This is a genomic window from Cyclobacterium sediminis (assembly GCF_054781075.1).
In genome coordinates this window covers 71,616-95,502 of sequence record NZ_BAAGVC010000007.1, presented here as the reverse complement: position 1 = coordinate 95,502, position 23,887 = coordinate 71,616, and the positions used below count along the sequence as shown (strand labels likewise).

Here is a 23,887-nt window from a genome sequence, read left to right as displayed (position 1 = left end):
CGGGCTATGGTTTATAGTTGGCTGAGGAAACTGGGAAAGTTAGGGTAATTATTTTCTTGTACCACTATCAAAAACCATCAATATGAATAAACCCAATCCTATATTCTTATCGATTGAAATAGTACTCTTTTTTTCAATGCTTGCTTGTTCCAAGCCTGTTTCCGAAGAAGAAATAGTAAATGTTTCTATAGCACCTGATGATTATTCTACCTTGTCTTTTCAAGATTTTACCGTACAGGGAATGACTGCTCTTGAAACAAGGGAGGACAACCTGATGGGCATGGATCTGCGAATAAAATTTTCAGACAATCTTATAGCTGTAATGGATGAAACCAAAAGTGATAAACTTCACCTATTTGATGGTAAGGGAAAATATCTGAGGGCAGTAGCTGAGGTAGGAGAGGGTCCCGGAACCATCCAATCTCTAAGAGACTTTGATCTAGAAAAAGAGGAAGAGGTATTGGTGCTTTCTCCTTTTGAAGATAAAGCCAAAGTATACAAAGTATCTAAGAATGGAGACTTAAGTGAATTATTTGAATTGAATTATGGTGCGAATTCTTTCGCCAAGTTAAAGGAGGGAGGTTTTCTTTTTCAAGGAAGTTATAACCTACCTTTTGTAAAGCATAGGGTAATTCAAACAGATAATGAAGGGAATATCCGCCAACGTTATTTAGAAAATGATTACGAAAACCAAATGTTACCCATGTTAGAACGAAATTTTTTTCCGGCTGATCAGGGGCTGTTTATGATGGAAATATTCAATCCAAATATTTACCTGTATCAGGGAGATAGCCTTGCTCAGGTTCTTTATGCAGACTTTGGCTATTATAATTTACCGTCCAATTTTTGGGAGGTGGACCTTATGGATAGCTTCGGAAAAATCAATGAAGATGGTTTTGCAACTTTTAGGGCTGCTTTTCAGCAAGGGAGTTTAATGGTTATAGATATTGTGGTGCAAAAAGGTAGGACCGTATCCAAATACATTTTGTTTAAAAAAGGAAAAGAGATTTACAAACTAAAAGCAGACAAAGACGATGATATGCTTTTCTATTATCCCATTGGCATCAATCGTGACGAACAAGTACTTTTCCTAACCTACCGGTCTATATTAGCAAAGCATGCCCAAGAATTTCCGGATACATTCTCTGTAGATGGTTTGCCCAAAGAAGATTTTGATTACCCTGTATTATTGCAAGTAAAATTAATTGAAAATCTATGAGAAGGACTTTGTGCATTGCCATTGGCCTACTACTTTTTAGTGCTTCCTGTAAGGAGTCGGTCAAGAAAGAAATTGGGACAGCTCCGGTGGAGCTGAAAATAGAACCGGAAGCAATCCAAACAGCCTATGATTTAAATAAATTTGAACTTATACCATTGGAATTCAATGATTTGTCCTTAGTTGGGGCCATTGACAAGTTGATAGTGGAAAAGGATAAAATCTATATACTTGATAAAGAGATCGCAAAAAGTATTTTATGCTTCTCTATTGCCGGAAAATTCCTATTCAAGATTAACAGTATTGGAGATGGACAGGGTAAATTCTCCAAACCATTTGACTTGGTTTTATTTGATGAATCGCTTCAGATTTTGGATATAATCCAAAAGAAAATCCTTGTATTTGATTTGGAAGGCAATTATAAGCACGAAAAACCAATCCCGTTTGAGGAGCAGGTGGTCAATTTTTTTCCGCTCAACCAAGATTTTACCGCTTTTCATATGGATGGTAGGTCTTTTGGATCGGAAGAAACGGAATTTATCAGGGTTTTGGGTAATAAGGATTCCACCACTACTACCCAAGGAGTAAGCGATATAGGTAGCACAGATGCCTATCAAATTCCCATAGAGTTTTCGAAGCATAAGGGCCAAGTAAGTTTTCTCCATGCATGGACAGATACCATTTACAAAATCTCGGAAGAAGGGATTGAGCCGGCATACCTCTTAAATTTTGGTGCAAATCGCCTGGACGAAAAGGTCAAGAAACTGCCATTAATGGATATGAGAAAGTTTATAATGGAAAACCCATATGTATTTAATGCTGCCAATCTTGTTGAAAATGATAAATACCTGAGCTTTCAATGGGCGCGGAGTGCGGAGGGCTTTGCCAATTCTGAAGAACAAAAATATGTTTCCTATTATAATAAAAGTACAGGGAGGCTTGTTCATTTTCCATTGTCAGAAAACTGGTTGGGCAATGTGAATTTGCAGGGGCCACTATATGGAACCGAAGACTGGGACAAGCTTTCAAAAGAAATTCGAGATGAACTTATAAAAGAAAATGGCGGAGTACTATCCGGTGACCTGGATACGGGAAACCCTATTCTTATCAAATACAAACTAGAAAAAGAGTGAAGAAAGTATATGGATCTTTACTGCAAGAATTCCGGCATTATTTAGGCCACAAATCTTTAGGAATGATAGATCAGAAAAACAGCCGGTATTTTATGAAGGTCCGGATGTTTTTTGCGCCAGTCAGAAACTTTTTTGGTCTGGATCATTTCATCTGATCCCGTAATATTGCTTGCAATGCAAAGCAAGGTATTATTGCTCAGGTTGGCCAGTAAATCTTCCAGCATCCGATTGTTTCTGAAAGGGGTTTCCATAAACATTTGGGTGGTTTTTTCCCTGATTGATTTGGCCTCTAAGGATTTGATTGCTTGTACCCTTTCTTTTCGGTCGATGGGCAAATATCCGTTGAAGGTAAAGGATTGTCCATTAAAACCTGAGCCCATCAAGGCCATAAACATGGAAGAAGGTCCCGGCAAGGGAACCACTTTAATGCCTAATTTATGTGCCAAGGCGACGGCGTTGGCCCCGGGATCAGCAATACCCGGACAGCCGGCCTCAGAAATGATGCCTACATCATGCCCATTAAATAAAGGATCTAGCAATTTCTTTAGGTGTTTTTCGGGCGTTTTTTTATCTAGTTTTTCCAGGTGAACCTCTTCCAAATTAACACCTAGCTTAAGGCTACTGATATACCTGCGAGCGGTTCTAAAATCTTCTACCAGGTAATGGGAAGTTGCTGCAATTACGTTTTTTACCACAGGTGCCATGATGTCCCGGCCTGTTTCAAGTACCAATACATTAGGTATCAGGTATAATATTCCCTTAGCTTTCATTATTTTTGGATTATGGAAAATGGAATGCCTTCTTTAGCAAAAGTACTTATTTTTATCGGACTGCTGTTACTGATGGCAGGATTGCTGCTCTGGTTCCTGCCTAAATTTCCCGGTTTTAAGGGTTTGCCTGGCGATATGGTTTTTAAAAAAGATAATTTCACCTTTTATTTTCCCTTGGGTACCAGTATACTGCTCAGTTTGTTGTTGACCCTATTGCTGTATTTGTGGAGGAAATTTGGGGGTTAATGTTTATGGGTGCTTTGTGATAAAGCTATGAAGGATCGTTTTTGATTGAAAGCGTTTGGTGATAATTTTTACTCCTATTATCATTTTTCGCTAGCAAACTTGGGTATTGTTCAACCCCATCCGGGGTTGAGGTAAATTGTGGTATTTACCAGTCCGTGAGTAAAACTCACGGTTATTGTTGTTCAGGCCCTTCAGGCCTGGCAATACGTAAAACTATATTTTACTTTCTGTTAAACTTGATGTAGCATTGGTAATTAAGGAGTAACCAAAAGAAGCCTGAAGGGCTTCACCAATAATAGCCACAGTTTTTAGCCGTAGACAGGATGAATTAGTTAATAGGATTGAACAAAAAGGGAGCTAATACCTAAAGGTGTTAATCAATGTACAAGCTCTCTAACCATTTACCTCGGAATTATTTAAATTGTATTAAAGTTTCCGGTCTCAACTCCCAAGAAAAGTTTTCAAGGTGTAGATCACCGCTTCGGGCTGCTCTGCATGTAGCCAATGACCGGTGTTTTTAATATGGATGATATGATTTTCTGGAAATAAATTCTCTATATCTTCTTTGTCACTGCTTTGGATATAATCTGAATTGGCTCCTCCCATAAAGAGTGCAGGGCCGGCGAAAGGCTTGTCAGCAGTTATTTCCTCGCCTACATTTTCGATTTTCTTGGTGATGATTGGTAGATTGATTTTCCATTCAAACGCTCTCTCTTTTCTGGTCAAATTTTTAAGCAAAAATTGACGAATACCTCGTTCAGGAATATATTCAGCCAGTTTGTCTTCAGCTTCTTTTCTGGATTTCAAGTTTTGAATGTCGATGGCATTTAGCGCTTCCAAAATGGTTTGGTGATGTACCGGGTAAGGTCTTGGTGCAATATCAGCCACCACTAATTTCTCCACCATTTCAGGATAAGTCAAAGCAAATTTCATTACCGTTTTTCCTCCCATGGAATGCCCTAGAAAACTGGCTTTTTGTAAACCTTCGGCTTCCATAAATTCCTTTAAGTCCGCTGCCATGGCCTCGTAATTCCAGGTATCGCTGTGAGGGGAATCCCCATGGTTTCGCTGGTCAAGTAGGTAGAGGGTATAATTCTCTTCCAATCCTTTGGCAATGCTCATCCAGTTGTCAGCAGAACCAAAAAGGCCATGCAGGATTACCAAAGGCTTTCCAGTTCCTGTTTTTCTAAAGTTTAATTTCATAGTTGGTTTGGTTTATACTTCCAATTGTCTGCGGTACATCTGTATGGTGTTTTCAAGCCCATAATAAAGTGCATCACAGATCAGGGCATGTCCTATGGAAACTTCATCCAAGTAAGGAATTTGCTCTTTTAAAAATTTCAAATTGTGTAAATCCAAGTCATGGCCGGCATTCAAGCCCAGGCCGAGTTCTCTGGCAAGGGCCGCTACCTCTAAATAAGGAGCAACAGCCTTTACTTTGTCTTTGTGATAAGTACTCGCGTATGGTTCTGTGTACAATTCCACCCGGTCTGTTCCAGTTTCTTTGGCCGGTTCAAAGTATTTACTTTCCGGATTGATAAAAATGGAAGTCCTTACCCCATAACTGTGTAGTTCTGAAATAAGGTCTTTGAGCATCTCTTTGTGTTGGATGGTGTCCCATCCGGTATTGGAAGTAATAGCCTCCGGTGGGTCCGGTACGAGTGTGGCTTGTGCCGGTTTGGCCAGCCGAATGATTTCCATGTACCTTTTGTCCGGATAGCCTTCTATATTAAATTCCGTATTGACTTGATCTTTTAGTGCAAATACATCGTTATACCTGATATGTCTTTCGTCAGGTCTTGGGTGTACGGTTATTCCCTGGGCACCAAACCGCTCTGCATCCAATGCTACCTGAACCAAATCGGGATTATTGTGTCCTCGGGCATTTCTTAAAGTGGCAATTTTATTTATGTTTACACTTAATTTCGTCATGTTCTAAATATCAGCTAATTTTGTGCTAAATTAAATATATTGCGTTAACATCGAAAATACTGATGGGAATAAGACGTTTTTTAATTTTCACTTTCTATTCTAGGATAATACTAATTTTAAATATAATTAAGTAAAAAATAAAAGTCATGAGCTTAAAAACTGACATAGAAAAAGAAATCAAAAAAGCAATGCTGGCCAAGGAAAAAGACAGGCTACGTGGATTAAGGGCCATCAAATCCTTGATCATGCTTGAAGAAACCAAAACGAGTAGTGATGCCGGTCTTACCGATGCCGAAGAGTTACAAATCCTAACCAAAGCAGCCAAGCAAAGAAGAGATTCTATAGAGATATTTGAGAAGCAGGGCAGGAAAGATCTTGCCAGTTTGGAGATTACTGAACTGGAAGTAATTAGTGAGTTCCTTCCCAAGCAGCTAAGTGAAGAAGAATTGACGGCAGAGTTGGAGGCTATCATCAGTGCAACGGGTGCATCAGGACCTAAGGACATGGGAAAAGTTATGGGCATGGCAACAAAAAAATTGGCCGGTAAGGCGGATGGAAAAGCCATCTCTCAAAAAGTGAAATCACTTTTAAACCCTTAAGGCAAATTTGAGCACGATAGACATTATCATATTGGGCATGCTGGCTGTTGGGGCCTTTAGTGGCTACCGTCAGGGGCTTTTTATTGGGATTTTGTCTATCCTGGCTTTTTTTGTGGGTATAATTCTTGCTTTTCGTTTTATGAACTGGGGTGCTGAGCTGCTTACAGATAAGGTGGAAAGTCTGACCTTTATGCTCCCTTTTGTGGCATTTGTCTTGATCTTTCTGGCTGTTACGGTCACCATTCGGGTTTTGGCTTACCTTGTCAAAAAAGCCTTGGATCTAACTATTCTGGGAACTTTTGATAGCTTTGCCGGAGCCATTTTGGGTATTTTCAAATGGAGTATTATGATCAGCCTTTTGATTTGGGTGGCCAATTCCTTTGAATTTCAAGTGCCTTCCGAAATGAAAAAAGATGCTGTAATCTACCCTGTTATAGTACCTGTGGCCCCTACCATGGTTGCAGTACTGGATGATTACACCCCAATTATTGATACGGCCATTGCTACTATCAAAGAACTCGTAAATACCTCTTCCGGTGATTTTGTTAATTGATAACTTCGATTCTTTTGCTCATATTCTAGCAGATTATTTTAGAAGAACTGGTGAGCAGGTAACCGTTTTGCGAAACGACGCAAGTTTGGCTGAAGTACAGCGCTTATCCTTCTCTGCTTTGGTGATATCACCGGGGCCGGAAACACCCAATAAAGCTGGTAACTTAATGGAAATTTTGAGCTATTATCATGATAAGGTACCTGTTTTGGGGATTTGTCTGGGGCATCAGGCCATAGGTATTTTTTTTGGCGCCAAATTGGTGAAGAGCCCTAGGCCCATGCATGGGAAAATTTCTCTTGTCAGCCAGAAAAGGAAGCATGAAGTATTGAAAAATATTCCGGGACGATTTAAGGTAACCCGTTATCATTCCTTGGAATTGGAGGAGCTTCCTGATAGTTTGGAAGTTATTCTTGAAGAGGAGAATGGGGCAGTGATGTCTTTTTCCCACCGCTACTTGCCCATTGTAGGGATTCAATTCCATCCGGAGGCTCACCTTACTGAATATGGTGAGCAGTTGATCCTAAATTGGGTCAATTTAATAAATGAATTGAAAGTCTCCCAAATTCATTATTGATGCTTGTTTAGCGATAAATTGCTGCTTTATTAGCTGCTTTCACCACCGAAAAGGTTAAGAAATTAGGGGAATTGAACAAAGGGAGGCTTAATCTCGTTTTATTTTTCGAATCCTTTTAATACCTTTATCTACATGCGTGCGATAGAATTTATAAACAACCTCATTCCTCCTCTAAAATTTACTGACAAAGTAAAGTTAGGGCTTTCCTGGATGGAAGAAATCAGGACGGATATAATACCTGTTGTAGACAAAGGTTTATTTAAGGGTTTTATTACAGATGAAATCATCTATGAACTCAATGATCCTGAAATGACCCTTGAAATTGTAGAGTTGGTTGGAAGTGCGAGTATTGTTCAGGAAGATCGTCATATTTATGATGTATTGAGGGTCTCCTCAGAAAATGAAGTTAGCATGGTGGCTGTGTTAGATAAGGAATTGAAATACCTGGGCGTGGTTACCCAAGAAGGAGCTATATCTGCTTTTACCGATAGCATTTCTATCCAATCGCAAGGGGGAGTACTGATATTGTCCATGTTTATGACCGATTACAGCCTCTATGATATCGCAAGGGTGGTGGAGTCAGAAAATGCAAAGGTGCTTAGCAGCTTTATATCAGATGATCCCCTAGATGACAGTAAAATTAAAGTTACCCTAAAAATAGATCAGGTAGAACTCCGACACATCAAAGCCACGTTGGAGCGATTTGGGTACAAGGTTATTGACCATTACCAAGAAGAAGAAGGCATCAATAGCGATCAGGATCGGCTGGGAAACTTGATGCGGTTTTTAGATATCTGATCTTACATGAATATATTACTTCACGGCATCAATATATCCACTCAGTTTCAAACTTGTATTCTCCAACTGATTCAAGCTTTTGAAGAGAAAGGATCAAATGTTAAGCTTACCAAAAACTTGTTCAATTCCTTTCGAAAGAAGGGGGACTTAAGTCCTATTGTGACCCCTTTGAACTCAAAGAATGATTTGGCAGCCATAGATGTGGTCATTTCCATTGGGGGAGATGGCACTTTATTGGATACCATTTCCCTAATTGGGGCTTATGAAATCCCGGTATTGGGTATCAATACCGGAAGGATGGGATTTTTGGCCACCATAGCCAAGGAAGACATCAAAGCCGCTGTAAAAGATTTATTGGAAGGCCGTTATGCTTTGGAAGACAGGAGCTTGGTCAGGTTAGAGTCTAGTGTACCGCTTTTCAAGGGATTAAATTTCGGATTGAACGAGTTTACCATTCACAAGAGAGACACCTCTTCGATGATTACGGTACATACCTATATAGATGGAGATTACCTGAATAGTTACTGGGCAGATGGGATCATTGTATCCACCCCCACAGGATCCACAGGTTATTCTTTAAGTTGTGGAGGCCCACTGATATCACCATTGGCCAAAAACTTTGTGATTACCCCGGTAAGTCCGCACAACCTGAATGTGAGGCCGATTGTGGTTTCTGATGATAGTGAAATCTCCTTTAAAATAGAAGGTAGGAGTGAAAAATTCCTTGTATCTTTAGATTCCAGATCTGCGCCAATTGATGCGTCCGTAGAACTGAAAATTAAAAAAGAATTATTTGTAGCGAAGCTGGTTAAGTTTCACGATTACAGCTTCTTTGACACCCTCAGGCAAAAATTGAACTGGGGATATGACATGAGAAACTAGTTTTAACAATATTTAACCCACAGTATACTTGGTTGGGTTTTTTATTCGTTGGGTAGTTTATAAATTGCAACGACTTGAATAAATCCAGGTTTTACACATTAGCACTATCAGTAATTTTGGTCTTTTTAAGTTTGGGGATTTCTCAAACTGTAAAAGCCCAACAGCATGAGATAGGTTTAGGTTTAGGTGCGGGGACATATACCGGAGATATCCTTCGGATCATTGATCCAAACCAGCTTGGTATTCAAGGAACGTTATTTGGCAGACGAAATTTTGACAATGCCTGGAGCTTAAGGGCCGGGTTTTCCATCGCAAGATTAAATGGAACGGACAGCATTCGCCCCATAGATCAGGTAGCAGCAACCAGAAATGCCTATTTTAATGGCACCATGGCCGAAGTATCTGCAAGGATGGAGTTTCATTTCATGGACTATATGAGCCATAAGTCAACCAGTAGGTTTTCTCCATTTGGCTTTTTTGGTCTGGGATATGGTTTGTTTTTCGGACAAGGGCAATCCTATGAAGGAGACATCCAACCCGGAAATTACAGTTTGGGCACGGTAATTCTTCCCTTTGGGGCAGGAATAAAATACAAATTAAAAGACCGTATTTTACTCTCTTTTGAAGGGGGGGCAAAGGCAACCTTTACAGACGATTTGGATAAAATAGGAGATGAATCCATTTATTTGCCACGTTACAGAACCGATCCGGGCACAGGAAATCAAGTGCTAGAACCCACAAGCATTAATTTTGGCAATTCATCTGACCGCGATTGGTATTACTTTTTGGGCTTTACCATAAGCTATTCCTTTCATCAGATCAAGTGCTACTAGTACAATAATTGACCTCAGGATAGAATTTTTAAAAAAGAAGTGTCATTTTTGTAAATCAATTAAACCAACAGAGAATTTTGGAATGAATGAAGTGATTGACAAGGGCAATATACCCCGACATATTGCAGTGATTATGGATGGCAATGGGCGTTGGGCTCAGAAGAAAGGAGCCATGCGAATATTTGGCCACAGAAATGCATTGGCCGCTGTAAGGGATGCCATCGAAGGGTCGGCAGAATTAGGGGTAGATTTTATTACCTTGTATGCCTTCTCTACTGAAAATTGGTCCAGACCCAAAGATGAAGTGGATGCCCTGATGGAGATATTGGTTCAGGCCATAACAGATGAGGTGCCCACCATGATGAAGAACAATATCAAATTGGAAACCATCGGTGATATTGATAGCCTTCCTGATTCGTGCAGACAGCATCTTAAGATGGGGAAAGCAAAAACCAAAGACAATACCGGCATGACTGTCGTGTTGGCATTGAGCTATAGTGGTCGTTGGGAGTTGGAAAAGGCTGTTCAGGCAATTGTCAAAAAAGTAGTTAATGGTGAGTTATCAGCAGAAGCTATCAATCAAAAAGTGATTGGGGAGCACCTGAATACTGCCAATATACCTGATCCGGAACTGTTAATCAGGACCAGTGGTGAAATCAGGATAAGTAATTTTATGTTGTGGCAATTGGCCTATACAGAATTATATTTCACCGAAGTGCTTTGGCCGGATTTCCGGAAAAAACACTTGCATGAAGCCATTCTTGCTTTTCAAAAAAGAGAAAGAAGGTTTGGTAAAACAGGAGCACAAACTAAAGGCTCTATTTGACACTACTTGTTCTGAAATGAATTGAGAATTTCAGAATTATTGCTGCCTCAGCACAAATATTACTGGGGTTAAATTTGATCGTTTGAAATGAAAAAGAATTTATTAATTATTTACTTGCTGCTATTGACCGGAGTGGCAGAGGCCCAAATAAGGTTGGGGCAAAGCCGGTACACCAGTAAGGAGCCGGTAAATATTATAGACCTAAGTTATACCAGTCCCAAAAAGTACCGAATAGCATCCATTGAGGCTGTAGGTTTAAGTACATTGGACGAAACAGCCATTATTTCTCTGGCAGGTCTTCGTGTGGATGATCAAATAACGGTTCCCGGTGATGCCGTTTCAGGAGCACTAAAAAAGCTCTGGGGGCAAGGAATTATTGGAGATGTTAAAATCCTGGTAACCAAAATAGAAGGGGATGACATTCACCTTTTATTAGACCTGACCGAGAGGCCTAGATTTAGCCGTTTTGATTTTACCGGGGTAAACAAAACCCAAGAAGGAGAACTCAAAGACAAGGTAAATATTACCGGGCGTGTTGTTAGAGACGATGTACTCAATACAGCTCAGCGTAATATTAGGGATTATTTTGTTGGCAAAGGCTTTCTGAATACAGAAGTGAAAGTAATACAGGAAAGAGATACTACACTTCCCAACAGTGTCAAACTTCGATTTGACGTAGACAAGAAAAGCAAGGTACGTATCAATGAAATAGCCTTTGATGGCAATGAAAATATTTCAGACAACCGCCTGAAGAAAAAAATGAAAGGAACACATGAGCATGCTCGTGTTTATATATTCAAAGATCTAGTGTCAAGGCTTATAAAGGCCAATCCTAAAAACATCAGCAATGCAGTGGCGAATAGAAACCCTGTTACTGATGAAGAAGTGAAAACGTATATCAATAGAAACTTTAAACTTAATTTCTTCAATGGGTCTAAGTTTGTAAAAAGCGATTACCGAGATGATAAAAAGGCTATCATTGATTTTTACAATAGCCGTGGTTATCGGGATGCAGAGATTTTATCAGATAGCGTTTTCCGTTTTGATGATAGCCGTATAAATATTGACCTTGACATTGAGGAAGGCAAGCAATACTATTATCGAAACATTGCGTTTTCGGGAAACTATATTCATACAGATGAAGAGCTTCAAGCAAAACTGGGAATATTCAGTGGAGATATATATAATAAGGAAAAGCTTGACAAAAGGCTGAATTATGATCCCCAAAGAGGAGACGATGTCAGCTCATTATACCAAGACAATGGTTATTTGTTTTTTACAATAGACCCTGTGGAGGTGAATATTGCTGCAGATTCCATAGACATAGAGTTGAGGATTTTTGAAGGACCTCAAGTGACGGTAAACAGTGTTTCAATTGAAGGGAATGAGCGTACCAGTGACCATGTGGTCATGAGGGAAATACGAATTCTTCCCGGACAGCTGTTCAATAGAAAAGCCTTGGTAAGAACCATTCGAGAGCTGTCTCAAATCGGTTACTTCAACCCTGAAAATATTGAGCCGGATATGCGCCCTAATTTTGAGGATGCCACTGTTGACATTACCTTCCAGCTTGAAGAAAGACCCAATGATCAGATCGAACTTTCCGGAGGTTGGGGTGGTCTCTTTGGCTTTGTGGGAACGGTAGGACTTACCTTCAATAACTTCTCAATCAAAAACATCAAAGACTTTTCCAAATGGAGACCACTTCCCGTAGGGGATGGACAGAAACTTTCCTTGAGAGTACAGGCCAATGGTAAAAGTTTCCAGAATTATAGCATGTCTTTTACCGAACCTTGGTTTGGAGGCAAAAAACCAAATGCTTTAAGTTTTAGCTTCAACCACTCTGTACAAAGACAGTTGAATTTTTACAGTACAACCAATTTCGGTGAAGAACTGGGATCTTTCAAAATCACCGGTGCTTCCATTGGCTTGGCAAAAAGGGTTACCTGGCCGGATGATTACTTCCAGATCAGTAACAGCCTCCAGTTTCAGAATTATAATTTTGATGAATATGGAAATTACTTTGGCTTAAGCTTTAATACTGGTAATGCGAAAAGTGTGGCCTTGAACACCACCATATCTAGAAACAACCTGGATCAGGCCATTTACCCTAGATTTGGTTCTAACATTACCTTGAGTGCCTCACTCACTCCACCTTATGCAGCCCTTAACAAAGGCCTGACAAGTGAATCAACTGATCAGGAGAAATACCAATGGCTGGAATACCACAAATGGATGTTTGATGGGTCTTTTTACACTCCTGTAATGGGATCTAACAAACTGGTTCTGAGCGCGCGAACTCACCTGGGTTTCTTAGGTTCCTATGGGAACAAAACAGGTATAATTCCTCTTGAACGTTTTGTTTTGGGTGGTGATGGTATGAACATGATGAACTTCGCATTGGGTCAAGAAATTATTGGTCTGAGAGGTTATGAAAACCAATCCATTACCCCTGGAAAAGAATTTAGAAATCAACCCAATGCACCTGTAGCTTATGGTGGTGTGGTTTATAACAAACATGTAATGGAACTCCGTTTCCTTGTATCTCCTAATCCTTCTGCTACCATCTTCTTACTTGGTTTTGCAGAGGCAGGAAATAACTGGGGAAATTATCAAGATTATAACCCCTATGATCTGAAAAAATCTGCCGGTTTTGGTGCGAGGATATTCATGCCGGCTTTTGGTTTATTAGGTATCGATTGGGGTTATGGATTTGATGGAGTTTCAACAACAAGTGATCCAAACCCAGGACCAAGTGGTGGAATGTTTCACTTTACCATTGGTCAACAATTCAGATAATTATGGAAAAGTCCCTGAAATTGTTATTTTTGCTAACCTTTTTGCCCATTGTGTTAATGGGGCAGAAATTAGGCTATGTTGATACAGAATATATTCTCAACAAGCATCCGGATTACAAAAAGATTCAGGGAGAAATGGAAGCCTTAAGTTCGGAATGGAAAAAAGAGGCACAAAATTTGGAGGAGGAGATACAACAGATGTACAGTGACCTCCAAGGTGAGCAGGTTTTGCTTACCGAAGAAATGTACCAGGAAAGACTGGCACTAATAAGAGAAAAACAAAAAGAGGCCCGGGCCTTCAATAACAGAATATTTGGTGAAAATGGGCAAATGTACCAGAAACAAGCAGAACTGCTGCAGCCGCTCCAATCGACCATCTATGATGCCATTGACAGGGTCTCTAAGCGAAATGGCATAGCCATTTTATTTGACAAAGCATCAAGTCCTACGTCCATAATTTATACGGACCCAAGACATGATTACTCGGATTTTATCATAGAAGAATTAGGATTAGAAGAAAACAATTAAAATTAACAAAGTTTAACAATTATGAAAGCAAGAATTTTCCTATCAGCAATTGCCCTCTTTTGCTTTGGATTTGTAGCAAATGCACAAGAAGTCAAAATTGGATATACCAATGTAGAGTATATCATGAGCTTGATGCCGGAGATGGAGCAAATAGACGCTGATATCAAAGACTATAGCAACCAGTTGGGTCAACAAATCCAAACGAAAAGTACAGATTTTCAAAGACAAGCACAGGCTTTTCAGCAAGCTGCACCTAATATGACAGAGGATGCAAGGAATACGAAGCAACAAGAACTTCAAAAATTGCAACAAGAAATCCAGAAGTTTGAGCAGGATGCCCAAGCAGGTTACCAAAGAAAACTTCAGGAGTTGTTAGAGCCTGTACAAACCAAGGTTTACAACGCTATTAATTCAGTAGCAGCAGAACATAATTATACACATATCTTATCTGAGTCTGCAGGTCAGGCACCAGTGATTTTGTATACCAAAGACAATGATCCATTTACAGATCTAGTTTTGGCCAAGTTAGGTGTTGAAGCGCCGGCCGCTCCCGCTGCCAATTAATTAAAACTTAATAAAATTATTTTATGCCCGGTTGCTTTTAAGTGACCGGGCTTTTTTATTTTTGGACTTCTACTAAATGTATAGCTTATGAAATGGAAATTTTTAATTGTTTGTTTTTTAGCGGTTTCGCCCTTATTTGCTCAGGAAGAGGTTCCTTATGATCTAGAAGCAGTGGAAGTAATGCTAGATGCTGAGGTAAATGGCTATCGCACATTTAAGTATGCCATCAGAAACAATGGTCCGGAAACGGCTCCTGCGGGAACTTACCGTGTGTTTTTAAAGGTAAACGGCAAGATGATTAGTTTTGATACCAAAACTTCTGACATCGCATCAGGAAAGTCCTTGGTGTACGCTTCCGGTGAAAAGTTTTTAGCCAATCAACCCGGCAAAAAATTAAAATACCGCCTGATTATCAATACCAAGGATAGCAAAAAGAGCAACAATAAACTTAAAGGAGAGATTATCCTTTGACTTGTGATGGGCTAAATGCTGAATTTTGAGATAGTTTAAATCATCAATGAAACCCGTTTACATGTTTACATGAATATTCGGCAGGGACTCACTTTCTCACGGAGGTTTAGGAGCCTTGGCTTTTCTCATCACATTCCCTATCCAGATGCAATGAAACAGCACAGGAATTTGAAATTATAGCGGCACATATAAAGCCACTTGTCAATGGGGAAATCTGACTTGTAATGCTTCTCTAAATAAATTTGATCCTAGAAAAACTTACTTTAATCAATGTAATATTTTTCTATTGGATAAATTGATGACCACTAGGCCATGGATCCTTATTTGTTTACGATGCTTGTCCGAATGAAATTCATTCTTTGGTTTTCCTTGCCTTTGGCAAACATGCCGAGCCTGAAACCCATTCCCCAGGGTACCAAATGACTGGCGTCAGCCACATGATCAAAAGTATCCCATGTGCCATCCTCCAATTTAAAGGAAAATCGTAGCAAATGACCTTCAGTCACTTCCATTTTCAGCCCAATTTTGCCTTCCAATGCAATTTGCTTTTCCTTCAAAATTGATTCTGATTGGTTTCTGGTTTCAAAAAGTGACAAGCCATCCTTGCTAGCCCCAATGCCAATGCCTGCGATTGGTGCCCCAAAACCATTATGTGCAGCACCTACTAATAAAATGCCTCCTTTTGCATCAGAGCGATCTATATTGAGACTTGTTTCCAAATAATAGTTTGTTGATTTGGTACTTTGTACCAGCAAACTACCCATCTTTTCATTTTCCTCAGAGGCTTGTAAAACCAGGCCGTCCTTACCTGTTTTAAACTTAATATCCTGGGTGACACGCCATTGCCATAAGGGATCCAGACCTTCCTCAAAATCATCGCTAAAATTGATCATGCCCTTCTCCCGGCTATAGGTAGCCTTGTTCTCAAAAATCGGCCATTGATCTGCTGTCCAGGTTAATTGCTCCAAAACCCCTTCCCTTCCAACATATACGGAGCCCTCGGAGTTATAGGCATGGTAAAGCATGAAATAATCACCGTCTTTTTTTACCACAGTCCCATGACCGGCACATTTCCAGTCATCGTTATCAACCAATATCGGATTACCACTAAATTTTTCCCAGGGGCCCAATAGTTTTTTTGCCCTTGCTACTCCGGTTTGGTAATTGCATTCTTTGTCACAGCAAGCTCCTGCGGAATAAGTCGCATAAAAATACCCGTTTTCTTTAAAAACACTCACTCCTTCCACGAGGTTTCTTTCCCAGGGCTGGTCATTCCTGAAAAGTTCTATCGGCTCGCCGAGCAAACGTGTTCGCTGTTCGTTAACCTCCTGTGCCCACAGGGGGGTAGGTAAGCCTTTACTGTTTCCATCTTCCTTCCACAATACATAGATTTTGCCATCATTATCCCTTACCTCGTAGGCATCTATGGACCCAACCTCCTGGGCCACCAAGGGGCCGTGATCTTCGAATATGCCTGTTGGAGAATTTGAACTTGCCACAGCCACACTTAACCGGTTACTTTGTTTGTCTCTGGCGGTGTAATAGGCATAAATTTTTCCTTGCGCTTCATCATAGGAAAGCTCAGGTGCCCAAAAATTGTTTTTAGCCCACTTGGGTGCTCCTTCAGGAAACACATAATTGATCAACTCCCACTCCAATAAATCCTTTGACTTGTAAATGGGGAACAAGGGTGCCCATTCGTTGGAAGTGGCAGAAGCATAATACTCGTTTCCTATCTGAATGACAGTAGGATCCGGGCGATCACCTGGAAGTACTGGATTAATAATGACTTGGGCTGGGTCGTTTAAATTTGTTTCTTTGTTTTCATTCGTGGGCTTTCGCTGACATCCCCAAAGGATCAAGAGGAACAATAAAGCGTTGAAGGTAAATTTCATAGGGTTAGTTGCTACTTTTATCTTTCTTTTTCTCCGGAAGGTACTGGTAGAACTTCATTTATAGAAACTGGGTTACCGAAATCCGGGCTGCCATCCTTCCGCCATTGGAATGGTTGTAACCGAATATCTCTATCCCATCCCGGTTCTGTTCCCTTTTTGGAATGGTATAGGATCCAATCTTCGGTGCCATCAGGTGACGTTGCAAAGCTGCAGTGACCTACCCCGAGAACGGTTTCATTTCCCAAAAAAACCGGTCCCGTTTTGACCCAATTTTCCGGAAGCAAAGGGTCTGCTGATGCCTCTTTTAATTTCAATTGACCCATACGGTACTCTTTTAACCAGGATTCTCTGGTGGAATATATAATAAAGGTAAGGTTATTTCTTTTCAATACTTGTGGCCCTTCGTTAAGGTCCAGCTCCCCTCCCGTTTCCCAACTTTCTTCTGGTGAGGATATCTTTACACGGTTGCTGCTGATGGTGGCTGGGTCGCTCATTATGGCAATGTACAGGTGTTGGGCCGTACGATCGGTCTCCCTGTTTTCCTCCCAGCCTGACCAAATGGCATATAGTTCACCTTCATGTTCAAATGGAGTGAGGTCGATTGCCCATTTCACCGATTCGGGATCTGTTATATCATCTCCAGTGTACAACATACCCCTGTCTTCATAAGGGCCAAACGGATCATTCCCCTGTGATTTTAGTACTCCTGATTTTTGGTGGATAAATGGCCCTCCAGACTTTTCTCCTGCAGCATAATAAATGTACCAGTGGCCGGCTATATAATGTATTTCCGGTGCCCAAATATTTGCTGAATTCCATCCCTGATCCGGCGCATCCCATACTTTATGAAAAATACCATGCTCTGTGAGTTTTGAAGACATGGAGATCGCTATGCCTCCTCCAGAAGATGCGCAATAATAATAATCGTCTCCTTTTTGAAATACCCATGGGTCTGCCCCGTCTCGGATGGGGTTGGTAAAGGTTTTCTCTTTTGAGAATTCGTTACAACTCAAAGAGATAAAGAAGCATAAAGAAAAAAGACACTTCCATGGTCTTGGAATATTTTTTGAAATTACCTTCACTGTTGAGTGTATGGCCGAATAATTCATAGCTGATTATTTATGGCTTTTGACAAAAATTAAACCCCTTTGATGGTTTTCAAAAATGGATGGCAAAACATAGCCATTATTAATCAGGGAAAAGGCTATGGTCCATATTAGGAATGACTCGGAGCGCATTTTTATAATACACTTTCTTTAATACCTCATCCGGCAGGCCCAGGCCATACATGCGCCAAAATGCATGGTATTTCTTGTAATAGGGAAAATATTCATCCTCAGTTTCCAGCACCCTGAAATAGGTGTAAAACTCCTCTTTATTATAGGCGTCCTTTCCAAAAAGAATCCTGTCTTGGTATTCAATGAAGAACCTTTTGGCAGCCCTTGGTTGCCGGCCAAACTCTGCAATAACGGCTGCGATCCCAAAATTAACATTGGGATATTTGTCAAGGTGTTTTGCCGCTTTTTCCAAGTCATTGGCCATCCATCCCATGTGGGCATTGATAAAGGTAGTGTTTGTATGCTTTTCAAATATGGCATGTTGCTCGGCTATGATTTGTTCAAAAGGAGCAGGGTTATTTGCACCTCTCTTCCTATTGGGTCGCAACTTTAACTCCAGCCAACGCTCATTGTTACTGTCCATGGTTTCCCAAAAAGGAGCCGGGTCTGCTGCATGAATAAGGACTGGAATTCCCAATTCTCCGCATTTGGCCCAAATGGGATCCAGATCCGGATGATTGATAGGAACCCTTTTGCCATGTATGTCTTTTACACTCAAACCCAAGCTTTTGAAGATTTTTAAACCATTGGCACCATTCATTACATCTTCTTCCAAAATGCTTACTGCCTTCTCTTTCCAGTCTTTCTCTCCAAACCCGGAAAAGGAAAGATTAGTGAAAACTATAAACCTTCCAGGAGCTTGTTTATTAAATTGGCGGACCATAGAATTGAGGTATTCTTGGGCATCACTGTCCTCTCCATTTCTGGAGAATCTTTTACCACTAAGATTTACCATGGTCGCCATGTTTATTTCATCCATTTCCCTTGTTAGGTTTGAAATAAGCGATTCATCAACATTTCTCTGGTGGCTGTGAATGTCCACAAATGGAAACTTTGCTCTTTTGATGGGGTGCTCGGGTACCACCAAGGTAGACTTGGGGTTATAAGATTCAAAATCCATTTCCTGCGCCAATAGAGAGAAGTTGAATAAAACCATGAGCAGGGGAGTAAGAGCGATGCGGCCAAAGCTATTTTTCATTCGTGGTAAAGGTTAAGTGTTCAATCCTTAATTTATGACTAAAATTGCATTCTTCAAGCTTCAAACTTAGCCTTTTTCACCAAACGCTTCTGTTTTGGAAGTTTTTTCATAATAATATGTGGAAGGGAGCAATGGAAATAGTGGGATCTTTTTAACTTAATTCTATTTTATTACAGGCCCCATGTAGCGAAACCGGGGTAGAAGACGTATGGATGTTAAACCAATTTATTATTAAATAACGCTTTTATGAAAAAATTTACTTTTCCCCTTCTCCTTTGTCTTCTCTTATGTTTTTCCTGCAACGAAGAACATGAGCCGGAAACTAGTTGTGGTGTAACTGAACCGCTAGCCAATTTGCCTTGGCTAAAAACCATACAGGTAAACTATGCCTCTGCTGAGATGTCGGAATACAACTATATAGGACAGGGCAGCTATAATGGTGAAACCGTGTTTTATCTGGCCAGTTGTTGCCCCAATTGTAATTGGCAACTTGTTACTTATGACTGCTCGGGAAACCAAATTGAGGAGGATCATACGCTAGATGACCTCGATTCGAAGCAAATCATATGGAAGGCTGAGGATTCTGAATGTGTCTTTGAGGAATAGATTCGATTGCGCATTTTTGGATGCTACTAAAATACATAAATCCATTCTCTTTTGAGATTGGGTTTATGGTATATTACCGATGTTTTCCTTTATTTGTTGATATTCAGCCTTCAATTTATTCAGCTTGTTTTTTTGTGCCAAATACTCGGTTTTTAAGATCAAGCCTTTTTGAAAATTGCGCTGTAAAATGGCATCTACATTTTCAGCATTTTTTACAGTATTGCAAGTTCTGCAAGAGGAGACCAAGTTAGATTTCCAATCGTAGCCACCATCTGCTTTGGAATGGATATGGTTTAGGTAAAAATCAGGAGCTTTAAGCTCGCAAAGACAATAGAAACATTTGTTGTTATCCCTTTTCAAAATTTCGTTTCTTTTGTTAAGATCGGTAAGAATATCGTCCTCCGAGTCACCATACATGCTTTCTTCTATGGTATCTTCAATTTTAATCAGCTTTTTTATGGCTTTGATCTCCGAAGGTAGTTTTACGATGTATTCATTGATTTTACCGGGTCGGTGAACCTTTTTTAGGATCCCAAATTTAACCAGGTCATTTATCCCACGTTTGACCACATCCTTGGACATGGGATTGTCAAAATTAGATAGCATATTTTGTCCCAATGCAGCAATTTTAACCTTAATTTTCCGACTACCTATGGAATAATAAGCCCTTTTAAAAAATAGCATATAGAGAGCAAAAGAGCGGACTTTTAAGAACCTTGGCAAATACTTGGTGGCATAGTCAAATTCCACTAGAAAATCGTGAAGGGAAATGGATTCATAAGCAGGCTCCTCGGTTTCCGAAATAATTTCTTCAGCTTTGTTTAAAATGTATTTTTTCATGTTTTAATCATTGCTAATTATTCGTATTACCTACAGATTGGCCTAAAATCCCTGAATTGTGATTTTAATTAATGCTTAAAAACGAAATATTTAGCCATTTTTCCAAATAATTCATCGCTAATAATTCCCTTTATTTTGTCTTTATACCTGGTGCCAACAGCATGGAGTTAAAGTAGTTATAGCAATTGCTATTATTACCTGAATAATAGAAGATAGATTTGGCACAAGGTCGTTTTGGACATAAGCTTAAGTCCGGGCTTACTTTATGGGCCGTTTGCAATATTTCCATTATTTTTGAAGCAAAATAGATCTGTAGATGATAAAAATATATACCGACGGAGCGAGTAGGGGCAATCCCGGAAACGGAGGATATGGGGTGATTTTACTCTATAAAAATTTAAGAAAGGAGCTTTCCGAAGGTTTTCGCCTGACTACCAATAACCGAATGGAATTGCTTGCTGTCATCAGAGGGCTGGAGGCATTGAAAGTAGAAGGGCTGCCCATAACCATCTTTTCCGATAGCAAATACGTGGTGGACTCCGTTCAAAAAGGTTGGATTTGGGGTTGGCAGAAAAAGGGTTTTAAAGGCAAAAAGAACATGGATCTTTGGATAAAGTACATTCCCCTTCACCTGAAATACAAGCCAACTTTTAAGTGGGTTAAAGGCCATGCAGGAAATCCACTCAATGAAAGATGTGATGAATTGGCGGTCTCAGCAGCCATGGGAAATAATTTGCCCGCTGATCAGGGTTATGAAGCGGAACAAAACGGCTAATGGGACGCCGGTCAAACAGCTATTTCCAGTTCAAGCAGTTTCGCATAGAGCAAGAACGCTGTGCCATGAAAGTGAGCACCGATTCAGTCGTCCTTGGCGCCCTAGCAAGGGCTTCTCATCAACCCGGAAATATTCTGGATATTGGCACGGGTACAGGTGTATTGGCATTGATGATGGCCCAAAAGTACCCGGTAGCCGACATTGATGCGGTAGAAATTGACAAAGAAGCTTTCGAACAGGCCAGGCAAAATGTTTCCTCCAATAAACTAGGAGCCCGGATAAAGGTACAACGGCAGGCTTTTCAAGCATTTGAACCAAATCAAAGCCAGATTTATGACCTCATTATCACCAACCCTCCTTATTACAGCGGGCAGTTGCAAAGTAACCAAACCAATATAAACCTTGCCAGACATGAAAAAGGGCTTAATTTTACCGATTTGTGGACTGGTATTGATCGTTTGCTGAAAACAGAAGGGGTGCTTTGGCTAATATTACCACCCAATGAAATGGAGGATTTTAAAAGTCTAGGAAAAGAGATAGGCTTTTACTCAAATAGCCAAACCCTACTTCAGGACCGAGAAATCAGTAAAGTCCACCGTGTAATTGCTTCTTTTACCAGAAAAAAGCCAAAGCAAAGCGAAAAAACTGCCTTGGTTATCAAAGATGCAAACAATGCCTACACTACCGAATACATTGATCTGCTCAGAGATTATATGCTGCATTTTTAATTGAAGTGGGCCAATAGCAAGAAAAAGTAATTGCTATTGACCATCCCTTATTTTTTATTTAGCAGGTTTTATCACCATCGCCATGCCCTTGTGTTTTCCCAATTTGAATTGCATGAAGTCCTTTGAACTTAGGGTTCGCGTTTCTAAAGCTACTCTACTATGCGTATTTACTTCTTCATCGTCGGTGAAAATGGTGGCCGAATACGTTGTGTTTGGGTCTAAGAAATCAAATGAAATTTCATTGTCCCTTTCCTGATACCCATTAAGAGCACCTAGAAACCAAGAGTCTCCACTTTTTCTGGCGACAACTGCATGTTCTCCCGGATAGCCGGATAGCACCTTAGTGTCATCCCAAACCGTAGGCATTTGGTCGAAAAATGTCAATTCAGGTACTTCCACAATATAATTGGTACTGTTTCCGGCTCCTTTATGTGCCCCGGGAGAATTCTCCGGTCGGTCATACCAATAAAGAAATTGCCAGGGGCTGTAGATCATAACTGCCTTGGCCAGTTGCGAAGCGTGAGAGCCCATTTTATTGTCTACCCTTTCTGCAAAGTAGCAGTTGGTATGGTCGCCGGCACCTGCCAACATGCGGGTAAACAAGGTTTTTAAAACCGTGGTATTGTCAGGAGATTCCTCATCCCCGCGAATGCCTTCCTGTGTCATCAGGTTTGGATAGGTGCGAGAATAGCCCGTTGGGCGATATTCATCGTGTATGTCTATCATAAGGCCATGGTCTGCGGCTTTTCGCACCGCTTCATGTAACCAGCTGGTCCATTCCTGTGGACCTACATTTACAAAGCCATATTTGATGCCTTCTACTCCCCATGATTTTAATAATGGCAATACTTCATCCAGTTGTTTTTCCAAAGCTCTTCGGTTGACATACAAAATCACCCCTATTCCTTTGCTTTCTGCATATTTGATTACCCTTTTAAGGTCCAGAGGGCCCTTGGAGCGGTTTGGATCTACTGTAATTGTGGTGGCATCCGATGCATCATCGTATTCATTTCCATACCAGCCTGCATCAAATTCTATGTATTGCAGCTTGTGTTTTACAGCAAAGTCTACGCAGGCAATCCCCCCATCTGTCGTAAGGGTAACTTCCCGAATAACCTTTCCGGGTTTTATCCAGTCTGAGTTTTTTATCGCATTCGGCGCATTGAGGTTCAATAATAAATAATTGTTTTCCAAGATTTCACCAGAAGATTTACCAGCCATAATGGTTCTCCAAGGACTTGTAAATGGACCGTCAAATTGTACTTGGCCTTCAAGACTGGCTACTAAAGCAGTAGGCTTGTCCTTGGACAATTCAAACTTCATTCGGGCAAAATCAACCAAAGCAGCCTCACCCAGGGCTACAAATAAGGAGTCCTGGAGTTCCACCAATAAGGGTCGCTCCACAATTTTCTCACCTATTTCGCTGACCTTTTGTTTGATGATTTCTCCTTGCGCCCTTTCAGAAATCCATGCTTCTGCATGGGCAGGAAGAGAAAACTCGGTCAGTTCAGCATCCAAGGAGACCGGGTCCCCATTTTCAAATTCATATTGAAAAGCTAACCCTTCGTTATAGGCCCTTATCTTTAATCGAAATGGAGTTGTTTTTCCATCCTTGGAACCAAAGGAAACAATAGATTGATGGTATTGATCCGGGTACATGTTTTTTTCCCCATAAACAGGTTGCCAATCTGAATTGACCTCAGTTTCTTCAATCCCTGTAATTTCAAGGTTTTGATCAATTAAAGTGGCGTTGGATAACTCAAATCCCAACAAAGATTTTTCAACGATTTCAGTGCCCTCATAAAATGCTTGGTAATACAATAGGGAATCTTCGAGCAGCAATTCATACTTGTATTTTCCATTTGGACTGCTTACCTGCACATTTTTAGGGCTTGAGCAAGCCATAAATGCTAGGGCCAAAATAAAAATTCCAAAAGAGCTAAAAAGGTTTTTCATTGGGGAATAAGGATTATTGGTGAAAATCGTTTCTAATTGAGCAAGGCT

25 protein-coding genes are annotated in these 23,887 nt (G+C 40.4%); 17 read left to right on the top strand and 8 right to left on the bottom strand.

All coding sequences use genetic code 11. From position 1 onward, the window contains the following. Window positions 1–82: 82 nt before the first annotated feature. On the top strand, window positions 83–1,219 hold the full coding sequence (locus ACYVHJ_RS08995) for a 6-bladed beta-propeller (RefSeq protein WP_460514197.1): 1,137 nt from the start codon (window positions 83–85) through the stop codon (window positions 1,217–1,219). Continuing rightward, the gene (locus ACYVHJ_RS08990) at window positions 1,216–2,349 is read left to right on the top strand and encodes a 6-bladed beta-propeller (RefSeq protein ID WP_460514196.1); all 1,134 of its coding nucleotides are present in this window, start codon (window positions 1,216–1,218) and stop codon (window positions 2,347–2,349) included. The genes ACYVHJ_RS08995 and ACYVHJ_RS08990 overlap by 4 nt, the downstream gene beginning before the upstream one ends. Before the next feature lie 56 nt (window positions 2,350–2,405). On the opposite strand, the gene ACYVHJ_RS08985 is transcribed toward ACYVHJ_RS08990, so the two are convergent. Next, on the bottom strand, window positions 2,406–3,119 hold the full coding sequence (locus tag ACYVHJ_RS08985) for an SAM-dependent methyltransferase (protein ID WP_460514195.1): 714 nt from the start codon (window positions 3,117–3,119) through the stop codon (window positions 2,406–2,408). 12 nt (window positions 3,120–3,131) lie between these two features. On the opposite strand from ACYVHJ_RS08985, the gene ACYVHJ_RS08980 reads away from it, so the two are divergent. Further along, window positions 3,132–3,365 (top strand): DUF2905 domain-containing protein, encoded by a 234-nt coding sequence (locus ACYVHJ_RS08980; RefSeq protein ID WP_339904701.1) that lies wholly within the window; start codon window positions 3,132–3,134, stop codon window positions 3,363–3,365. Between the two features lie 441 nt (window positions 3,366–3,806). Here the strand turns inward: ACYVHJ_RS08980 and ACYVHJ_RS08975 are convergent, their stop codons facing one another. Then, complete coding sequence (locus ACYVHJ_RS08975; protein WP_460514194.1) at window positions 3,807–4,568, bottom strand: alpha/beta fold hydrolase; 762 nt, start codon at window positions 4,566–4,568, stop codon at window positions 3,807–3,809. Window positions 4,569–4,580: 12 nt separating this feature from the next. Next, entirely contained in the window at window positions 4,581–5,297 is a 717-nt protein-coding gene (locus tag ACYVHJ_RS08970) for a pyridoxine 5'-phosphate synthase (protein ID WP_460514193.1), read from the bottom strand. 146 nt (window positions 5,298–5,443) lie between these two features. Here ACYVHJ_RS08970 and ACYVHJ_RS08965 point away from each other — a divergent pair, with 146 nt between their 5' ends. The 11 genes from ACYVHJ_RS08965 (at window position 5,444) to ACYVHJ_RS08915 (ending at window position 14,723) form a co-directional block, all read left to right on the top strand. Beyond that, on the top strand, window positions 5,444–5,896 hold the full coding sequence (locus ACYVHJ_RS08965; RefSeq protein WP_460514192.1) for a GatB/YqeY domain-containing protein: 453 nt from the start codon (window positions 5,444–5,446) through the stop codon (window positions 5,894–5,896). A 7-nt stretch (window positions 5,897–5,903) separates the two neighbouring features. Next, window positions 5,904–6,449 (top strand): CvpA family protein, encoded by a 546-nt coding sequence (locus ACYVHJ_RS08960; protein ID WP_339903924.1) that lies wholly within the window; start codon window positions 5,904–5,906, stop codon window positions 6,447–6,449. Beyond that, window positions 6,433–7,023, top strand: coding sequence for an anthranilate synthase component II (locus ACYVHJ_RS08955; protein ID WP_460514191.1), 591 nt, complete (start codon window positions 6,433–6,435; stop codon window positions 7,021–7,023). Before ACYVHJ_RS08960 ends, ACYVHJ_RS08955 begins: the two co-directional genes overlap by 17 nt. 132 nt (window positions 7,024–7,155) lie before the next feature. Further along, window positions 7,156–7,821: a CBS domain-containing protein gene (locus ACYVHJ_RS08950; protein WP_460514190.1), complete on the top strand. Its 666-nt coding sequence runs from the start codon at window positions 7,156–7,158 to the stop codon at window positions 7,819–7,821. A gap of 6 nt (window positions 7,822–7,827) precedes the next feature. Continuing rightward, window positions 7,828–8,703, top strand: a complete 876-nt coding sequence (locus ACYVHJ_RS08945) for a diacylglycerol kinase catalytic domain-containing protein (RefSeq protein ID WP_460514189.1) — start codon at window positions 7,828–7,830, stop codon at window positions 8,701–8,703. Window positions 8,704–8,777: 74 nt separating this feature from the next. Continuing rightward, the gene (porG, locus tag ACYVHJ_RS08940; protein WP_339903919.1) at window positions 8,778–9,536 is read left to right on the top strand and encodes a type IX secretion system protein PorG; all 759 of its coding nucleotides are present in this window, start codon (window positions 8,778–8,780) and stop codon (window positions 9,534–9,536) included. A gap of 82 nt (window positions 9,537–9,618) precedes the next feature. Next, on the top strand, window positions 9,619–10,362 hold the full coding sequence (locus ACYVHJ_RS08935) for an undecaprenyl diphosphate synthase family protein (RefSeq protein WP_460514188.1): 744 nt from the start codon (window positions 9,619–9,621) through the stop codon (window positions 10,360–10,362). A gap of 87 nt (window positions 10,363–10,449) precedes the next feature. Further along, complete coding sequence (locus ACYVHJ_RS08930; protein ID WP_460514187.1) at window positions 10,450–13,161, top strand: BamA/OMP85 family outer membrane protein; 2,712 nt, start codon at window positions 10,450–10,452, stop codon at window positions 13,159–13,161. 2 nt (window positions 13,162–13,163) lie between these two features. After that, entirely contained in the window at window positions 13,164–13,688 is a 525-nt protein-coding gene (locus ACYVHJ_RS08925; RefSeq protein WP_460514186.1) for an OmpH/Skp family outer membrane protein, read from the top strand. A gap of 21 nt (window positions 13,689–13,709) precedes the next feature. Then, window positions 13,710–14,252, top strand: a complete 543-nt coding sequence (locus ACYVHJ_RS08920) for an OmpH/Skp family outer membrane protein (protein WP_460514185.1) — start codon at window positions 13,710–13,712, stop codon at window positions 14,250–14,252. 87 nt (window positions 14,253–14,339) lie between these two features. After that, a complete protein-coding gene (locus ACYVHJ_RS08915; protein WP_460514184.1) occupies window positions 14,340–14,723 on the top strand; it encodes a hypothetical protein in 384 nt (127 codons plus the stop codon). 320 nt (window positions 14,724–15,043) lie between these two features. On the opposite strand, the gene ACYVHJ_RS08910 is transcribed toward ACYVHJ_RS08915, so the two are convergent. From ACYVHJ_RS08910 to ACYVHJ_RS08900, 3 genes are all read right to left on the bottom strand, one after another. Beyond that, window positions 15,044–16,618, bottom strand: a complete 1,575-nt coding sequence (locus ACYVHJ_RS08910) for a family 43 glycosylhydrolase (protein WP_460514183.1) — start codon at window positions 16,616–16,618, stop codon at window positions 15,044–15,046. Between the two features lie 17 nt (window positions 16,619–16,635). After that, complete coding sequence (locus tag ACYVHJ_RS08905) at window positions 16,636–17,631, bottom strand: glycoside hydrolase family 43 protein (RefSeq protein WP_460514182.1); 996 nt, start codon at window positions 17,629–17,631, stop codon at window positions 16,636–16,638. A gap of 175 nt (window positions 17,632–17,806) precedes the next feature. Next, window positions 17,807–18,934: an amidohydrolase family protein gene (locus ACYVHJ_RS08900; RefSeq protein WP_460514181.1), complete on the bottom strand. Its 1,128-nt coding sequence runs from the start codon at window positions 18,932–18,934 to the stop codon at window positions 17,807–17,809. A 246-nt stretch (window positions 18,935–19,180) separates the two neighbouring features. Between ACYVHJ_RS08900 and ACYVHJ_RS08895 the strand changes: the two genes are divergently transcribed. Next, window positions 19,181–19,540 (top strand): hypothetical protein, encoded by a 360-nt coding sequence (locus tag ACYVHJ_RS08895; protein ID WP_460514180.1) that lies wholly within the window; start codon window positions 19,181–19,183, stop codon window positions 19,538–19,540. A 63-nt stretch (window positions 19,541–19,603) separates the two neighbouring features. Here the strand turns inward: ACYVHJ_RS08895 and ACYVHJ_RS08890 are convergent, their stop codons facing one another. Further along, the gene (locus ACYVHJ_RS08890) at window positions 19,604–20,380 is read right to left on the bottom strand and encodes an HNH endonuclease (RefSeq protein WP_339903847.1); all 777 of its coding nucleotides are present in this window, start codon (window positions 20,378–20,380) and stop codon (window positions 19,604–19,606) included. Between the two features lie 316 nt (window positions 20,381–20,696). On the opposite strand from ACYVHJ_RS08890, the gene rnhA reads away from it, so the two are divergent. Beyond that, on the top strand, window positions 20,697–21,155 hold the full coding sequence (gene rnhA / locus ACYVHJ_RS08885) for a ribonuclease H family protein (protein ID WP_460514179.1): 459 nt from the start codon (window positions 20,697–20,699) through the stop codon (window positions 21,153–21,155). Next, window positions 21,155–21,883 (top strand): tRNA1(Val) (adenine(37)-N6)-methyltransferase, encoded by a 729-nt coding sequence (locus ACYVHJ_RS08880; protein WP_460514178.1) that lies wholly within the window; start codon window positions 21,155–21,157, stop codon window positions 21,881–21,883. The genes rnhA and ACYVHJ_RS08880 overlap by 1 nt, the downstream gene beginning before the upstream one ends. 54 nt (window positions 21,884–21,937) lie before the next feature. Here the strand turns inward: ACYVHJ_RS08880 and ACYVHJ_RS08875 are convergent, their stop codons facing one another. Next, window positions 21,938–23,839, bottom strand: a complete 1,902-nt coding sequence (locus ACYVHJ_RS08875) for a glycoside hydrolase family 97 protein (protein WP_460514177.1) — start codon at window positions 23,837–23,839, stop codon at window positions 21,938–21,940. Between the last annotated feature and the right edge of the window lie 48 nt (window positions 23,840–23,887).

Excerpts from the sequence above, each read along its gene's own strand:
- ACYVHJ_RS08965 (WP_460514192.1), top strand. The coding sequence starts at position 5,444 with ATGAGCTTAAAAACTGACATAGAAAAAGAAATCAAAAAAGCAATGCTG.
- ACYVHJ_RS08985 (WP_460514195.1), bottom strand. The coding sequence starts at position 3,119 with ATGAAAGCTAAGGGAATATTATACCTGATACCTAATGTATTGGTACTT.
- ACYVHJ_RS08935 (WP_460514188.1), top strand. The coding sequence starts at position 9,619 with ATGAATGAAGTGATTGACAAGGGCAATATACCCCGACATATTGCAGTG.
- ACYVHJ_RS08930 (WP_460514187.1), top strand. The coding sequence starts at position 10,450 with ATGAAAAAGAATTTATTAATTATTTACTTGCTGCTATTGACCGGAGTG.
- ACYVHJ_RS08980 (WP_339904701.1), top strand. The coding sequence starts at position 3,132 with ATGGAAAATGGAATGCCTTCTTTAGCAAAAGTACTTATTTTTATCGGA.
- ACYVHJ_RS08915 (WP_460514184.1), top strand. The coding sequence starts at position 14,340 with ATGAAATGGAAATTTTTAATTGTTTGTTTTTTAGCGGTTTCGCCCTTA.
- ACYVHJ_RS08875 (WP_460514177.1), bottom strand. The coding sequence starts at position 23,839 with ATGAAAAACCTTTTTAGCTCTTTTGGAATTTTTATTTTGGCCCTAGCA.
- ACYVHJ_RS08990 (WP_460514196.1), top strand. The coding sequence starts at position 1,216 with ATGAGAAGGACTTTGTGCATTGCCATTGGCCTACTACTTTTTAGTGCT.
- ACYVHJ_RS08970 (WP_460514193.1), bottom strand. The coding sequence starts at position 5,297 with ATGACGAAATTAAGTGTAAACATAAATAAAATTGCCACTTTAAGAAAT.
- ACYVHJ_RS08945 (WP_460514189.1), top strand. The coding sequence starts at position 7,828 with ATGAATATATTACTTCACGGCATCAATATATCCACTCAGTTTCAAACT.
- ACYVHJ_RS08920 (WP_460514185.1), top strand. The coding sequence starts at position 13,710 with ATGAAAGCAAGAATTTTCCTATCAGCAATTGCCCTCTTTTGCTTTGGA.
- ACYVHJ_RS08900 (WP_460514181.1), bottom strand. The coding sequence starts at position 18,934 with ATGAAAAATAGCTTTGGCCGCATCGCTCTTACTCCCCTGCTCATGGTT.
- ACYVHJ_RS08890 (WP_339903847.1), bottom strand. The coding sequence starts at position 20,380 with ATGAAAAAATACATTTTAAACAAAGCTGAAGAAATTATTTCGGAAACC.
- rnhA (WP_460514179.1), top strand. The coding sequence starts at position 20,697 with ATGATAAAAATATATACCGACGGAGCGAGTAGGGGCAATCCCGGAAAC.
- ACYVHJ_RS08975 (WP_460514194.1), bottom strand. The coding sequence starts at position 4,568 with ATGAAATTAAACTTTAGAAAAACAGGAACTGGAAAGCCTTTGGTAATC.
- ACYVHJ_RS08880 (WP_460514178.1), top strand. The coding sequence starts at position 21,155 with ATGGGACGCCGGTCAAACAGCTATTTCCAGTTCAAGCAGTTTCGCATA.
- ACYVHJ_RS08910 (WP_460514183.1), bottom strand. The coding sequence starts at position 16,618 with ATGAAATTTACCTTCAACGCTTTATTGTTCCTCTTGATCCTTTGGGGA.
- ACYVHJ_RS08950 (WP_460514190.1), top strand. The coding sequence starts at position 7,156 with ATGCGTGCGATAGAATTTATAAACAACCTCATTCCTCCTCTAAAATTT.
- ACYVHJ_RS08895 (WP_460514180.1), top strand. The coding sequence starts at position 19,181 with ATGAAAAAATTTACTTTTCCCCTTCTCCTTTGTCTTCTCTTATGTTTT.
- ACYVHJ_RS08995 (WP_460514197.1), top strand. The coding sequence starts at position 83 with ATGAATAAACCCAATCCTATATTCTTATCGATTGAAATAGTACTCTTT.
- ACYVHJ_RS08925 (WP_460514186.1), top strand. The coding sequence starts at position 13,164 with ATGGAAAAGTCCCTGAAATTGTTATTTTTGCTAACCTTTTTGCCCATT.